The 15,216-nt window shown below is 57.5% G+C and carries 9 protein-coding genes; 6 read left to right on the forward strand and 3 right to left on the reverse strand.

The features are described 5' to 3' along the window. Positions 1–138 precede the first annotated feature (138 nt). The 3 genes from ACGY09_RS18840 (at position 139) to ACGY09_RS18850 (ending at position 3,623) form a co-directional block, all read left to right on the forward strand. Complete coding sequence (locus tag ACGY09_RS18840) at positions 139–483, forward strand: hypothetical protein (RefSeq protein ID WP_397568955.1); 345 nt, start codon at positions 139–141, stop codon at positions 481–483. A gap of 34 nt (positions 484–517) precedes the next feature. After that, complete coding sequence (gene glmM, locus ACGY09_RS18845) at positions 518–1,864, forward strand: phosphoglucosamine mutase (RefSeq protein ID WP_397568956.1); 1,347 nt, start codon at positions 518–520, stop codon at positions 1,862–1,864. A 466-nt stretch (positions 1,865–2,330) separates the two neighbouring features. Then, positions 2,331–3,623, forward strand: a complete 1,293-nt coding sequence (locus tag ACGY09_RS18850; RefSeq protein ID WP_397568957.1) for a PP2C family protein-serine/threonine phosphatase — start codon at positions 2,331–2,333, stop codon at positions 3,621–3,623. Between the two features lie 121 nt (positions 3,624–3,744). Here ACGY09_RS18850 and ACGY09_RS18855 read toward each other — a convergent pair whose 3' ends face one another. Further along, complete coding sequence (locus tag ACGY09_RS18855; RefSeq protein WP_397568958.1) at positions 3,745–5,862, reverse strand: serine/threonine-protein kinase; 2,118 nt, start codon at positions 5,860–5,862, stop codon at positions 3,745–3,747. Between the two features lie 301 nt (positions 5,863–6,163). On the opposite strand from ACGY09_RS18855, the gene ACGY09_RS18860 reads away from it, so the two are divergent. Further along, on the forward strand, positions 6,164–6,934 hold the full coding sequence (locus ACGY09_RS18860) for an RNA polymerase sigma factor (protein WP_397568959.1): 771 nt from the start codon (positions 6,164–6,166) through the stop codon (positions 6,932–6,934). Between the two features lie 308 nt (positions 6,935–7,242). Further along, positions 7,243–8,907: an arylsulfatase gene (locus tag ACGY09_RS18865; protein ID WP_397568960.1), complete on the forward strand. Its 1,665-nt coding sequence runs from the start codon at positions 7,243–7,245 to the stop codon at positions 8,905–8,907. A 198-nt stretch (positions 8,908–9,105) separates the two neighbouring features. Here ACGY09_RS18865 and ACGY09_RS18870 read toward each other — a convergent pair whose 3' ends face one another. Both ACGY09_RS18870 and ACGY09_RS18875 read right to left on the reverse strand, forming a co-directional pair. Continuing rightward, positions 9,106–11,367, reverse strand: coding sequence for an ATP-binding protein (locus tag ACGY09_RS18870; RefSeq protein ID WP_397568961.1), 2,262 nt, complete (start codon positions 11,365–11,367; stop codon positions 9,106–9,108). A 26-nt stretch (positions 11,368–11,393) separates the two neighbouring features. Beyond that, positions 11,394–13,193: a hypothetical protein gene (locus ACGY09_RS18875; RefSeq protein WP_397568962.1), complete on the reverse strand. Its 1,800-nt coding sequence runs from the start codon at positions 13,191–13,193 to the stop codon at positions 11,394–11,396. Positions 13,194–13,791: 598 nt separating this feature from the next. On the opposite strand from ACGY09_RS18875, the gene ACGY09_RS18880 reads away from it, so the two are divergent. Further along, on the forward strand, positions 13,792–15,213 hold the full coding sequence (locus ACGY09_RS18880; RefSeq protein ID WP_397568963.1) for a DUF1501 domain-containing protein: 1,422 nt from the start codon (positions 13,792–13,794) through the stop codon (positions 15,211–15,213). Positions 15,214–15,216: the final 3 nt, after the last annotated feature.

Below are 15,216 nucleotides of genomic sequence, written 5' to 3' on the forward strand. Positions count from 1 at the left end.
GTTTTATAGGAAAACTCAACTCAACTTGTGTTTCCTCTTTTGAGTCGCCAACATTCCTTGACAGGAGGCTTTTCCTCCGGGGGCAGGATCTAAGTCCGGCTCTGTGGGTTTCAGGCTGCGATTTTGAGGTTAAGTCAAATGCGAACTTTCTTGATGGCGATTGTTTTCGCTTGTGCGAGTATGCCGATCAGTTCCACTGCACAGGCCGAGTGTCCTCCGTGGCGTCCCTGCGGTCCCGGGAATTCGTTTGGCGGGAACCGATTGATTCCTCAGGGGTTCCACGGTGCCGATTTCCGCCCGGCATGTGCCGCCCATGACGCGTGTTACACCGGCAGCGGGATTCCTCGTGCGGAATGTGATCGGCAGTTCCTCGCAAACATGACCGCCGCCTGTGCCTGTTCCGATCGCCCTCGTGCCTGTCAGCGCAAGGCGCGACTGTACTATGGATTAGCACGGATTTTTGGCGGTAGCATGTATCGATAGGTCGTTTTTTCCACCGGTGATTCAAGGAAGAGAAATGCCAGAACGGATTCTGAGTATCTCGGGTTTACGCGGTGTCATCGGTGATGGGCTCGACCCAGAATACGTGACTCGCTTTGCTGCGTCACTCGGAACGATCGTCAACGGAGGGACCGTGGTTCTCTCTCGTGACGGTCGTTCGACGGGTGAAATGCTGCGGCACGCCGTGCTGGCGGGGTTGTTGTCGACCGGATGCCGTGTGCTGGATCTGGGAATCGCCTCAACCCCGACGTGCGGAGTGATGGTGACCGCTTTGAAGGCGGCCGGAGGACTGCAACTCACTGCCAGTCACAACCCGATCGAATGGAATGGTCTCAAACCCTTTTCACCAGAGGGAAGTGTCTTCGACAAAAGCACGGGTGAGCGACTGCTGAGCGTGATCAATGGGTCACCGGACTATCGGCCGTGGTCCCGGTTGGGATCCGTGGAGTTCTTTGCTGATCCGACGGGTGAGCACCAGAGACGTGTCTTCGAACTGATCGACGTCCCTGCCGTGAAGTCTCGCAAGTTCAAGGTCGTGCTCGATTGCAACCATGGTTCCGGCAGTTTGCTGGGCCCTCAGTTATTGCGTGAGCTCGGTTGTGAAGTCATCGTGATGGGTGGGGTCGCAGACGGGCAATTCGCACATCCCGCCGAACCACTCAAAGAGAATCTCTCGACCTTGATGTCTGCCGTGGTTGCACACGGGGCCGACGTCGGATTCGCTCAGGACCCCGATGCAGACCGCCTGGCGATTGTCGACAACAAGGGACGCTACATCGGTGAAGAACTGACGCTGGGGCTGGCGGTCGATCACGTCCTCTCCCGCAAGAAAGGGCCAGTGGTCGTCAATGGTTCTACCAGTCGCGTGACGGCGGATATCGCCGAGAAGTACGGCTGCCCCTTCTATCGGTCCCACGTGGGGGAAGCCAACGTCGTGGCGAAGATGCGTGAAGTCGGAGCGCTGATCGGCGGTGAAGGGAATGGGGGGGTGATCGAACCCCAGGTGGGGTTCGTGCGCGACAGTTTCGTCAGTATGGCGTACGTGCTGGACGCACTGGTTGCTCGCGGGACCACCCTGAACGCATGGATCGAGACGTTGCCCAAGTACACGATCGTCAAGGATAAACTGCATTGCCCGCGTGAACGGGTCGAGCAAGCCTGTGCCGCCCTGCGCCACGCTTATTCGTCCGCCACCGCGACGGAAGGGGACGGCTTGCGTCTGGACTGGCCTGACCGCTGGGTCCAGGTCCGCGCCAGCAACACTGAACCGATCATTCGGGTGATTGCCGAAGCTCCCGACGAAGCGAAAGCCATCGCCCTGTGTGCTGAAGCTGTGGCCCTGGCCAAAAAAGCAGTGGTCTAGTCGCGGGTGAAAAAACTCCTGCGGCACCGCTTAAGTATGGCAACGCTGTTGCAAACGGGGGCTGCATGAATTTCCCTGCGTGTCAGGGAAATCGTCTCGAACCTCCGCAAAGGACGTCACGCAAGGTGATGAACGTTCGTCGTGCGCCCTTCCAGAAACGCCGGGGCTTGTGATTACAAACTCCTCTCAGTAGTTCTCTCTCGCACAATCTGCCGACGCCGTTTGCAGTTCCTTCCGTGTCACATTCGCGAGGTAGTGCAAACGCCCCGTCTCAGAGAACCGCTGGTCCATTCGGTATTGCCTGACATGAAGTCTGTTCCAGTAGCCGGTCCTGTCGGAAATCCCCCTTGGGAGAAGGGATCCCGCATCAATCTTTATGGATGCGGTTGTGGTCAAGTTTTCAACCGGCGCGAATTCTGTGAGAATCTCAGACGTTCCGATCCAGTTCGAGTCAGGAATGATGACGATGACGACGCAAAGCCGAGTGAATGAGCCGACCACGTGGCAGGGACGGCTTGATGTGATCGTGGATATGATGCGTGACATGAGTCAGCACACGGATCCTCAGGCGATGGTTAAGTCGTACGGCGAGAAGATTCAGCAGTTGCTCTCGGTCGACTGTCGTATCTCGATCAGCCGGCGTGGCCTTGAAGCACCCTGGTACCGTGTCACCCGCAACACGTCGTGGTCTCAGGAAATCAATCCGTGGAAAGAGCCGGATCGGCTTCCGCTGCTGAAGGGGGGCCTGCTGGGACGACTGATTCATGGCGACCAGCCGGTCCTCATCAATGATCTGCAGCTCGACCCAGCTGAGCCGGCGTACGAGCTTCTCCAGGGTTATCGATCGTTACTCGCCGTTCCCATGTATGATCAGGGGGTGGCGATGAACATGGTGATCATGCTCCAGCAGGAGCCGAATGGGTTTGAAGAAGAGCAGATCCCTGATCTCGTCTGGCGCAGTAATCTGTTCGGCCGGGCGACCAGCAACCTGGTGCTGAAGGAAGAGCTTCGACAGGCCTATCAGGTGCTGGACCGCGAGATGAAAGCGGTCGGGGATATCCAGCGCTCGCTGTTGCCCTCGTCGCTCCCTTCCATCCCGACACTGGATATCGCCTGCTATTACCAGCCGGCGCAGCGAGCCGGGGGGGACTATTACGACTTCTTCCCCATGCCGGATGGGAAGTGGGGGATTTTCATTGCTGATGTCAGCGGCCATGGAACCCCGGCGGCAGTGCTGATGGCGGTGACTCATTGCATTGCTCACACCCATCCAGGTCCCCCATTGCCACCCGGGAAGTTGCTGGAATACCTGAACTGCCACCTTTGTTCCCGTTACATCGGGACGTCGTCGCGATTTGTGACGGGGTTTTACTGCATCTATGACCCGGCGCGGCGAGTGATCACGTACGCATGTGCCGGTCATAATCCACCGAGGCTGAAACGCTGTCAGGATGGCTCGCTGCTGTCGCTTGATCAGGCCCGCGGACTGCCCTTGGGTATCGTGAAAGAAACTCACTACGAAGAAGCAGAGCTTCAACTGCAGCAGGGGGACCAGATCATTTTTTATACGGATGGCATCACCGAAGCGCAAAGCACCGACGGTAAGTTCTTCGGCACGGAACGGCTCGATCACGAGTTGGAGAAATGTTCGTTACTGGCCAACGCGCTGCTGAATTCTGTGCTCAGGTCCGTTGAACGATTTGCCAATGGCCGGCCCGCTGACGACGACCGAACGATGATTGTGGCACGTCTGGTATAGCCCTGTCCCACTTTTGTCACGAATGACGGATGACTGAATCCCGAGCAGGTCCGCCAACAGCGGGAATGGCTCTTCGAGAAAGACTTTTCTCCGGTTCCGAAGTTTTGTCGTGTTTCCGGCTTTAATCTTCAGAGGTACCATTCGTGACAGGCTCCGCTGGATTTGTGGGAATCTCTGGCGCCGATGGCTCTGAGGGAGTTGCGGGGGGCTCAACAGTTGGTATTTCTTCGAACTTTGACTCTTCGCGAAGTACGGGGGCTTCCAGTGTCTGGAACTTCCAGAATCGTCGTAGTCCGGTGGGCAAATCAGGGGCTTCGCCTGAGTCCAATTGCTGATATTGATCGCGAACTGTCCCGTCTGAGAATTTCTCTGAGAACTTGTCATTCTCAATGGACCAGCGGAACCATTTGCCGCGACGACCCATAGTGATTCGAAGTGGCAGAATGCTGGCTTTCCAGCCTAAAAGCTGCGGATAACGTGCGTAGAGGCCGAATTCATGTCGTTGCTCTCCACCCATGGGACTCATTCCCCCCGGCATTGCTGGCGGCATATTCGATGCTCCTCCCATCATTGCACCCATACCCATTCCCATGCCTCCTGACGCCATCATTTCCATCGCCGCTTCTGACGCACGTTGACTGCTCGAGTCAATGAGCGGTGGAGGCTGGGTGAGTTCGGAATAGAGCGGCAAGGTGTTTCGGAGGAATTTCTGTTGGGGCCGGGAAAGTTGCGAGTCGAGCGCGGTCCAGAGTTCATTCTCGAGTTCAGCGACTTCGTCGGGGAACGGCGCAATTTCAGCGAGAACCGTTTGATCTTTTCGTCTTTCAAACTTCGTATGGGTCTTTTCCAAGGCAAGATAACGGTCGTGTACCTTGCTCAGGATTTCGTTGACACTCTGCCGATGCTCCGACGTGAGGACTTCTGTTGCAAAATTCGGGTTTAATCGAGGTTTCTCATCGGAGAATTGAACGATGGCAAGAGCTTCATTGGGGTCGTCACTTATGGATTGGTCGTCCGATGCGGGTTGCCCATCAGGATTTTGCTGAAGAGCCGGGGGAGAAATCGTGCTCATACGCAGTAGCTGGAGACTCAGATTGTTCTTTTCATTCTGAAGTTCATTAATCGTCTTCTGAAGCTTCGCATAATTTGTGACAGGAAACGGAGGTATCATTTTGAACAGAGCGATCGCGAGCAATCCCCCGAGAATCGCAAGGCTGAGCCAGAAACGTTTTTGAGCCCAACTCATCTTTTGCTTCTCCTGAGGGGAGATGACAGGGGAACGGATCGATTCGACGTCGCATTTGACTTCGCTTGCCTGCTGATAGCGGCGGTTCGGCTCTTTCTCGAGCGTTCTCAGAACAACTTCATCCAGGCGAACGTCGAGCTGATATTTCTGTGACGGAGGGGCGAAACGACCGAGCGGGAGTTCGCCCGTCAGGAGTTCGTAGAAAACAACTCCCAGCGAAAAGATGTCGGCGCGATGATCGACGCTGCGAGTCCCCTCCATCTGTTCCGGAGCCATATACATCGGCGTCCCCATCACCTGGTGCGTGCCCGTCAGCATGGGGACGTCAGCAGGACCTCCCAGCAGTTTTGCCAGACCAAAGTCGGCGATTTTCACGCGACCCCGTTTGTCGATCAGAATGTTCTCGGGCTTAATGTCCCGATGCACGACCCCTTCTTCGTGGGCGAACTGTAACGCGTCACAGATCTGCGTCACGATACCCAACGCGTCGGCTGACGTGATCTGGCCAGCTCGCAAGGCCTGTCTGAGAGTGACGCCATCGACATATTCCATCAGCAGGAAATAAACACCATCCCGCTGTCCAAACTCGTAGACGATGACAATATGCTGATGGCCCAGCAGGGCCAGTGCCCGCGCTTCACGCTGAAATCGTTCGGCAAAATTGGGGTCCTGCGCCACTTCTTCGGGCAGGATTTTGAGCGCGGCCCGGCGGTCCAGGTCCCGTTGCCGGACCTTGTAGACTGCACCCATGCCACCTTGACCCAGGAGTTCCAGAATTTCGAGCTGGGGAAACCGGGGGGCCAGTTCTGCCGGGGTGGGGGGAATCCAGCTGCGGCGATTTCCGGAATGAGAGCGAGAGCTGTCTGATGCCGCACCGCTCATGAAGGTGCTGGGTGAGAGACCCTGCTGCAACAGACAGGCCGGGCAGACTCCCGACTGAAAGTTGGCAGGTAACTCGTTTCCACAACGAGGGCATTTTTCGGATTCGCTCATGGCAAGACCTGTGGGTGAGATACAGAAGAAATGAGTCTCTTCTGTATTAAGAAGGATCTTCAACAAAACGTTACAAAGAATCCTGCCATCGGTGTCGAATTCGGGAGGTATTCTTCCATCGCGGTGGCTTTCTTCCACCGATCATCCCCCGATGGCGGAGTTGCGTTCCGCGATCGCGCACACCAGAGTTTGCGTCTTTAATCGTGATCTTGCAGTGATCCCTGGCAAAATATCATTCGAATGTCTCATTCGCGTGGGTATGTTATGCTCATGATCGATCGACCGAAGCAGTGGAAACACCATGTCTCGTCATTCTTCGTTTGCAATGGGACAGTCGGCGCGGTTTGCGACCACGCGGTGGAGTCTGGTCTTGTCTGCCAAGGATCGCCCGACGGCAGACGCGCGAACGGCGCTGGCAGATCTGTGCCGGGCTTACTGGTATCCGTTGTATGCGCTGCTGCGTCGGCGTTGCCGGGACAGGCATGAGGCTCAGGACCTGACTCAGGAATTCTTCGCGAAACTGCTCGAACAGGACTTTCTCAAGAACATCGACCCTGCCAAAGGGCGATTCCGGGCGTTCCTGCTGGCAGCGGTCGAACACTTTCTCTGCAACCACTGGGACCAGCAAAATGCCGTGAAGCGAGGAGGAGGTCGACGAGGCGTGTCGCTCGATCTCCTGCCGTTCGATTGGGAATCGGGCGAGTCCCGTTTTTTGACGGAGCCATCGCACGAGATCACTCCTGAGCGGTTGTTCGAGCGGCAATGGGCGCTGGCCTTGCTTGAGCGAGTTCTTGATCGTCTGCGGGATGAGTACCGCGGGGCACAGAAACAGGCCCTGTTCGAAACTCTGCAGCCGTTTCTGACAGTCGATCAGGACTCGATCCGTTACGCGGACGTGGCTGCGGAACTCAACACGACAGAAGCGGCCGCGCGTGTTGCCGCACATCGACTGCGTAAACGTTATCGGGCTCTGCTGCGGGATGAGATCGCCCAGACTGTCGCGACGAAAGCCGATATCGAGGATGAACTTCGCTATTTGTTTGTCGTTCTCAGTTCCCCCCACTCGAAGTGATTCGGCAACGGATCCGGCGCAGGTGGGGAATTGTGCTCGTCTAGCCAGAGGATCAGTGTCTGGGCCAACGAGACTCCATCGAGCAGCCAACCTTCAGAGTCTCATAACCCGGTGGGTACTGGTTGAGTTTCACGCGGGCCATGCGATATGGTCACCTGTCGCGATGGTCGCCCGTCGTGGCACAGCGCTCGTCTTGGTGAGCGGCGTCGGTCAATTCGGCGTTCGTGCACAACGGCGATTCATCGCACCGGATGCACATTAATCGATTGAAAACAGCAAGCAGGAAATTCCCAACTGAGGAGTCATCAGTGAGAGTCTCATTACGGTCTGCACCGCATCTCTCGGGTACGGAGGTCCCTCGAGGAGAGGTGATCAAGCGCTGGCTGGGGTATCTGGTTGCGGTTTTGTGTCTGGCAGCAGGCAGTTTGTCTGCCGCCGAAGGCAAACGGCCCAACGTGCTCATCATCGTGGCGGATGATCTGGGTTACTCGGACCTGGGATGCTATGGAGGTGAGATCGAGACCCCGCAGCTTGATCGGCTCGCAGCGAATGGGCTCAAGTTTTCGCAGTGTTACAGCACGGGGCGATGCTGGTCTTCGCGGGCGGCGATTCTTACCGGCTATTACGCGCAACAGGTACGTCGCGATTCGATGCCGAAGGTCCCCAGTGCCGGAGGCCGCGGGATTCGGCCCGGTTGGGCGCAACTTCTTCCGACCATGCTGAGGGAGCAGGGCTATCGAAGCTACCATTCGGGCAAATGGCACATCGATGGCTCGCCGATGAAGAATGGCTTCGACCATGCCTATACGATCGAAGACCATGACCGATATTTCTATCCGCAGAATCACACGGAGGATGATCAACGTCTGCCCGCCGTCCCCCGCGATTCCGGGTTCTACCTGACCAACGCCATCGCCGACCATTCGATCAAGGTCCTGAAGGAACACGCCCGGCAGTTCAGCGATCAACCGTTCTTTCAGTATCTGTGCTTCACGGCGCCCCACTTTCCGCTGCATGCACTGCCCGAGGACATCGCCCGGTATCGCAATCGGTATCTGGCCGGTTGGGACGTCTTGCGATCGGAACGATTTGCCCGCCAGCGAGAGCTGGGGCTGATCAACTGCGATCTGGCTCCCCGGCTGGAAAATTCGGCACCTCGCTGGAATCCGACCGAAGCAGTCCTTCATGAGAAAGTGGGCCCCGGTGAAATTGGTCGCGCTGTGGCCTGGAACGATTTGACGGAAGAGCAGCGTCTGTTCCAGGCCGAAAAGATGGCCATCCATGCGGCGATGGTTGATCGAATGGACCGCGAGATTGGCCGCGTTATCGATCAACTGAGGGAGATGAAGGTTCTCGACAATACACTGATCATGTTCGTCTCCGACAACGGAGCGAGCGCAGAGCAGATTATTCGCGGCGACGGCCACGATCCGAAAGCTCCACTGGGATCCGGTCGGTCGTATCTGGGACTGGGACCCGGCTGGTCCACAATGTCCAATTCTCCGTTCCGCATGCACAAATCCTGGGTGCACGAAGGGGGGATCTCAAGCCCGTTAATTGTTCACTGGCCTGAGGGAATCACCGAAAAGGGGACTCTTCGCCACACTCCGGCGCACCTCGTGGATCTCGTTCCGACCGTGCTCGAAGTGACGGGAGCAAAGCGGCCGGAAACGTGGAACGGGAAGCCTGTTCCAGCACCGCCAGGGACAAGTCTCATTCCGGCATTCGCACAGGATGTGACCGTTCCACACGAGTATCTGTGGTGGTTCCATGAGGGAAATCGGGCCGTCCGCGTAGGTGACTGGAAAATCGTCTCCTGGGGGGTGGAGGGAGCCTGGGAACTGTTTGACCTGAAAGCAGATCGAAGCGAAACCCGGAATCTGGCAATGCAGTTTCCCGAGAAGCTTTCAGAACTTCAGAAGCTCTGGGAAGCAAAACTGGAAGAGTTCCAAACCCTCAGCCAGGAAGATTGAAGCCACAGGAAACGTCGTCACGCTCTGAATGGGGTGACGCCGTTCGCATGACCTGGAAAAGCGACGTTGTTGCGAATGCGAAAATGCGATCGCGGAGCGTGATTCTGGAAAAACTTCTGGCGACGTGCTCGTCCCGGCGACCGCATCAATGCGGAAACCGGGGTGGACCGGCACGACACACTGCACGTTCCTGAGGGATCAGGTTGTCGGATCCGCCCGCCTGGATGTCGGGTAGATCTGGTAGTAGTCATTGATCGCCGTCGCGTGCAGTTTGTCTTCGTCGTGAAGCTTCAGCACAACTTCCTTGAATCCTTCATGGATCAGTTCCCGCCGTTGCTCATCTGCATCCGGTTCGTATTGGTCGATCCACCACTTTCCGAGCTGGATCGTCGTGAGGCCGGGAGACATTTCCAATTGTCTGCACACGGCTTGTTCCAACTGCTGCAGATTCATCGGTGATGCTGGCACCCCCGGCTTGTCCAGACAGGTCCCGAGCAATTGGCAGATGACGGGAAGCGAAAGATACCGCTGATGGCGGTGGTGGGAATCGTAGACTTCGGCTTCCGTGATCAGTCGGCTTTCTCCTGTTGGGAGAACCACCTCCAGATCGCCCGCCCGCGCCAGTCCGACGACTGCCTCGCAAGCATCGAGAGTGGCATATTGAGCAAAATCGAGTGTCTGCAGAGTGAAGCGATGCTCGTTCTGTTGCAGTTGATTCAGTTGAGACCGTCCGGCCTCTGCCAGTTGCAATGGTTCCCGACCGTCCACAATGAGAATGGCGCGATCGGGAGAATTGGGCCCTTCCAGTGCGGCGAGAATCCGCTTGAGTTGATTCGTGGCCGCAAGCCCGCTGGAAGCTTCGGCAATCGCCACTCCGATTGTCGTCGGTGGGGCATCGGAGGAATCGAATGACGTTTGCGCCATCAGGTGGAATGCGGGCTTCGATCGGTTTTTCACGGCATCGGGAATCAAGCCTCCGAAATGGGGATAGAACTTCAGCCGTGTGGCTGGATCCAGCGTTTCACAGGCCGCCAGGATCGATTTGAGCAGTCCCAGCACGTTGCCCGCATCGACCGGAAGTTCTTCCGGTCGCAATAGACGCGAGTGACGATGCTCTTCAATTTTTGCCGCAATGCGTTGGTCGATCAGCCCCGACAAATCCGACAGATCCACGTCGCTGACCGAGGGCGCGGTTTCATGCGTTTGTCCGGGCTTGGACCATGACTGCAGCCAGTCAGCAAAGCCCGTAGTCTGCACCGCAGCGGCCTCGTGATCCCAGGCGCTGCCGGCCTGGTTAATGATCTGTCGGGGACGCAGGTCAGTCTTGTTCTGACCTGATTCATCGCTCAAATGACGCACTGCCCACGCTTCACAGAGAGGAAACAGGGGATCGCGCGAACGGAGTTCCGAGACTTCGGGTAGGGCGTCGAAAGGACGAAGAGCTCCATCCAGACGGTCTTTGACCATGGATTTCGCCGCGTTGGCGTCGATGCCCGACAGACTGATCGTGAACTGGCGAATACGGTCCCAGCTGGACTGAGGCATCAGTTGATGACGGGTCCAGCGGATAAACGTATCGTCAACGCCGCTGGTGACCACCAGCAGGCGGGGACACGTATCAAGGAGAGCGTGCGTGGTGGCAGACCAGCTTTGGACCTGTTCTTCGCTGAGTGTGTCGACCTGGTCAAAGCAGAGGATAAATGACCGACGTCGAAATCCGGCGAACTGACACAAGACTTTCAGCACCTGCTTCATCTGCTCGAGGTTGAGAGAGCAGCCTTCTTCTGAAACGCTGGAAACGGTCAGTTCCAGTTGGCTGGCCTCGACGGGGTCAAGATAGCCCCCCGAAAGCCAGCGTTTCGCCAGTTCTGCTCGTCCATTCGAGGGATGTCCGTTGGCCTGATGGATTACATCGTCGAAGAAAATCCAAAGGACGCGATAGATGGCGGGGTCGGCATCCAGATGGCTGAGCAGCGACAGATAGGCCTGCCTGGCTGTCGGTAGTTCGACCGACTGAGTGATCCCTTTCGCGGCCAGAGCCTGATTCAGGGCGACGCTCACCAGCCGATACAATCGAGTTTGTGCAGGGGCCTTGGCCAGGCCTTTGGTGAGAATGCTGATCGACGTCCTGAGGATCGTGCGCAGAATGTCCTGGGGACCGGACTGAAGATTCAGCAGGTAGACAAACGGGTATTTTTCGCGTCGTGCCCAGTCTCCAAAGCGTGCCAGCAGGTGACTTTTCCCCACCCCGGGAGGGCCCGTTACGACGACACCACAGCCCATCTCATCACTCTGAGCCGTCTTCTCGGCGCGCAGTGTCAGTTGTGAGAAGGCCTCGGCATGGATTTGTGGAACGTCGTTGCTGAGGGAATCAGTCTGCGTGACGCGGTTCTCGTCGAACGGATTTGAATACCGCAGATGCTCGGCAAACATCTCCCGAGTCGGTTCCGACAGTGACATGACTTTGGCCTTTTCCGAAAAAGGGATCAGTGAGTGTGGGATCCGTTGGATTTTTTCTGTACGAGCAGGTGAGGGACATGGTCGACGATCAGACATGCCTGTTGTTCTTCGTCAGTCAGGCCGAATCTCCCTTCGACCAGGCTGAGGGAGTACTTTCCCGCCCGGCGAAGATTGAGTAGTTCACGATCGAAGATATCGCGGGGATACTGCGGTAAGGCGGGACGCAGATCGACCAGACTGGCGTAGTGCGGCAGCCCGAGCTTTCCGTCCAGTCTCGCAAATGCCGCATCAAAGTCTTCGGCGAAGCGACTGCCATCCCTGTCCGGAGCCTGCGAAGGAGTCGAGGAGGGCACTGGCAGGTTCACCGCTGCGGGGGGCTCGGCGGTCGCTCCAACAACGTCATCCAGTAAGAACAGGGACCATTTTTTGGAAATGCTAATGGCGCCGATCCCCCGCGGCAGCGAGTGATTCGCGATCGCCTCTTCTACGTGAAGTTTCAGGCTGGTTCTGACGGCTGGATGCAGCGACTTGTAACTCACCAGCTTGTCGATCGCGACAGCATGATTATCATGACTGCGCAGCGACCGCAGCGTTGCCAGCAGGAGGGCCGGGGAGCGGCCCAGTTGTTCCTCGTCGCCCCGCAGGACAACTTCGGCATCAGCCACTTCGGCGAGGGAAATCGTCACCTGCGATCGAAACAGTTCTGATTGCAGGGCCTTATTCCGGATCGTTGTCGTGGTGTAACTTGCGTTCGCATCCAGCAACTGACGCAGGGGGACCGGATAGGCTCGCTCGCCTATTGCTTTCCGTTTTGCCACGTACCGAACGAATTCCTCGGCCAGGGCAAGTTCGGGAGGGGGGAACCGCTTGTCGCGGATCAGGACATCCGTTTTCTTCTTGGTTGCGGCGGAATGCAGAGTCCCAAAGCCGAGATCCTGTCGCTGAGCGGCCTGTTTCAGCCAACCATCAACGAACGATGGCCGCAGATCTCGGGAAACCTGCTTTGCGAGGACGGAAAGTTTGACTTCAGGAAGCGCGGCTGTGCAGGTCGCCTGGACAAGTTGCCTGAGGAAGGCATCTGTCAGCAGAATGTCCGAAACATCGCCGATGAACGCGTGAAGCGGATTCGGCCCTTCCGTCAGTTCTCGAGCATGGTTCGTAAACGGTGGGATAGAGGCGGCCTGTTGCAGCAGCCGGTTATCGATGAGACTTCCGGCGAGAGACGCCAGCGTCTCCCAGCCCGCCGGGTATCCATCGCCGCCGGACTGTTTCTGAGTGTGCAGGGCCTCGACGAGTTTTTGACTGAGTTCCTCTTCGGGCAATGCGAAACGCTGGTCGTGAATCGCGAATAGCTTTTTGCGGCCGTATTGCAACAGCTTCGGTGTCAGTCCCACCGGGAGCTGTTCCCGATGGAGGGGCCAGTAGGCCTCGACGAGCTTTTTCAACCGCTTATCCAGTCCCTGCGTGAGCTCCCCCAGAGAAACGACGGGCGTTTCGGCCGTGCAATATTGTTCCGTCAGCCATTGCAGGAAACGACGATCTGCCGCACAGACGTCGAGCTTTTCCTTAAGCATGACGGGGCTGTCGAGCGCTGGCGGGCGAATGACGATCACTCGGCTTTTCGCGGGGGATGTGGAAAGGGCTTCGGCGACGATTTCGGCCGTCAGCTCCGGAACTTCGTGAATCAATTCTGAACCAGTCACCCAGGCAGGGGCTTCAGGGGGGCGGCGTTCGAGCAATTCGAGGATGGCGTGAGCGAAACTGGTGGCGGGGTTGGCCTGTTTGGATTTCCGCGCAGGCTTGGTCGGATTCGACTGTGGATCCATGTTTGTCATATCTCAAACGTTTTCCGGATCGTGAACGATGCCGCTTGCATCCCGGCAGCCTCTTTCGCTCATCAGAACCTGCTGACTTATCGTGCTGGGGGAAAGTACCGCCAGTCAAGCGGGAAGCAGGCCGCTGGCCATTCGCTGCTCATGCTTTGTCAGCTCTCCCAGGCATCGTGGCGGTGCCGATTGTGCGCACGGCGTGCTGCTGGAGAATCCCAGCGAGAAACACTGTGCGATGACCTTCCGATGCGCCTCATACCAGATTCCGCCGGGGTCGTGAACCGCGATTTGGGCGTTTATCTTCCCGGGGACAGGTTTCTCTTGACTCGTTGTTTCAGAGACCATTTTCGACGTTGCCCCTTCGAGTTTACACGGGATCTGATGGGAAGACAGGGTGTTGCAACGACGGCGTGAATCTCGGTAGCCTGACGGACCGTGCGCGATTGCGATCGGAACAAGGTCACGAGAGACCGAGGATGTCCCGTTGCCAGGTCACTCCTTGCAGTTCAGAGCGAGGGGGCTAACGAACACAGTCGTTCATGGTCATTCACGCCCGCGATTTTGATCCTGCAATCCACAAGCTGGAGACGAGCGCATGTGGGGCAACCATCATTCACTGCCAGTGTCACGTCGCCGTTTACTTCATCAGGGATGTCTCGGAGTTTTCGGACTGGGCTGTGCCGGGCAGCTTGCTGCCGAAGCTCCACTGCCAGGGCGGACATCGACATCTCTTAGGCCGGAGCCTGGCTACTCATGTATTTTCATCGTGCAGTACGGCGGGGCGAGTCACATCGACAGTTTCGATCTCAAGCCCCTGGCGCCGGACAATGTTCGTGGACCCTTTCAACCGATCGCGACGCGGACGCCGGGACTGGAGGTCTGCGAGCACCTGCCTCAACTGGCGCAGCAGTCGGACAAGTTCACCATCATTCGTTCCATGACGCATGGGAATCCCGGACATGATGGGGGGATGCATGTCGCAATGACCGGGCATAGCATGCCCAGGCCCGAAACGCCTTACTTCGGTTCCGTCATCTCACGACTTCAGCCTGCGCGCCGGAACATCCCTTCCTATGTCTGGTTGCAGAATCTGGCAGGCGATGTCGAGCCCCGCTATCTGAAAGGGGGATTTCTGGGCGTCAGTCACGGACCATTGCGGGTCGGAACCGATCTCGATAACCCCAGTGCCCGCGACTTTCACTTTGCGGGGTTTGATCCGCTGGAAGGGAACGCGCCTGAGCGACTGCAAAGCCGACAGAAGCTGCTGCAGGCACTCTCTGACAGGCTCATTGCGGCAGATGCGGAGGAGGGACAAAGCGTTTCAAAGAGTCCCGTCAGCGGATTCCAGCGATTCCAGGAGAAGGCCTTCGACCTGATCACGGGGACTCACGCGAGTGCGGCATTCGATCTGTCTCGCGAATCATCTCATATGCGTCATCGTTACGGCCATCACCCGCTGGGGCAGAACCTGCTGATGGCGCGGCGATTGGTGGAAGCGGGTGTCCGTCAGGTCAGTGTCACGGCCTGGTGTGGGGTGGCCGAAGGAGAGAAATTCGTGCACACGCAAACCTGGGATATGCACGGTCCGTCGGCGGGTTCGCACCTGGGGAGTATTTTCGGCAGTGGCTCGTTCGGACTTGGCTTTGCGCTCCCGCGTGTCGATCAGGCGGTTTCAGCGCTGTTGGAAGACCTGGATGATCGGGGATTGCTCGCACAGACACTGGTCGTCCTGGTGGGGGAGTTCGGCCGTGCTCCCCGGATTTTCGAGCAGGGAAGAGATCACTGGCCCGCCTGTTATTCCGCCCTGATTGCGGGAGCAGGAGTGCAGGGGGGATTGGTCTACGGAGCATCTGACCCCCAGGGCTCCTATGTGCGCGATAAGCCTGTCACTCCCGAAGATTTCAGTGCGACGCTCTTCAAAGCGATGGGGATTGACCCAAATTCGCGTATTGGGTTAGACGGGTTCACTCATCCCGCAAGCACGGGAGAGCCCGTATCCGAAATACTCCGGATTTGACTT

Origin of the sequence: Schlesneria sphaerica, from assembly GCF_044336245.1 — a bacterium.
Classification (GTDB): Bacteria; Planctomycetota; Planctomycetia; order Planctomycetales; family Planctomycetaceae; genus Schlesneria; species Schlesneria sphaerica.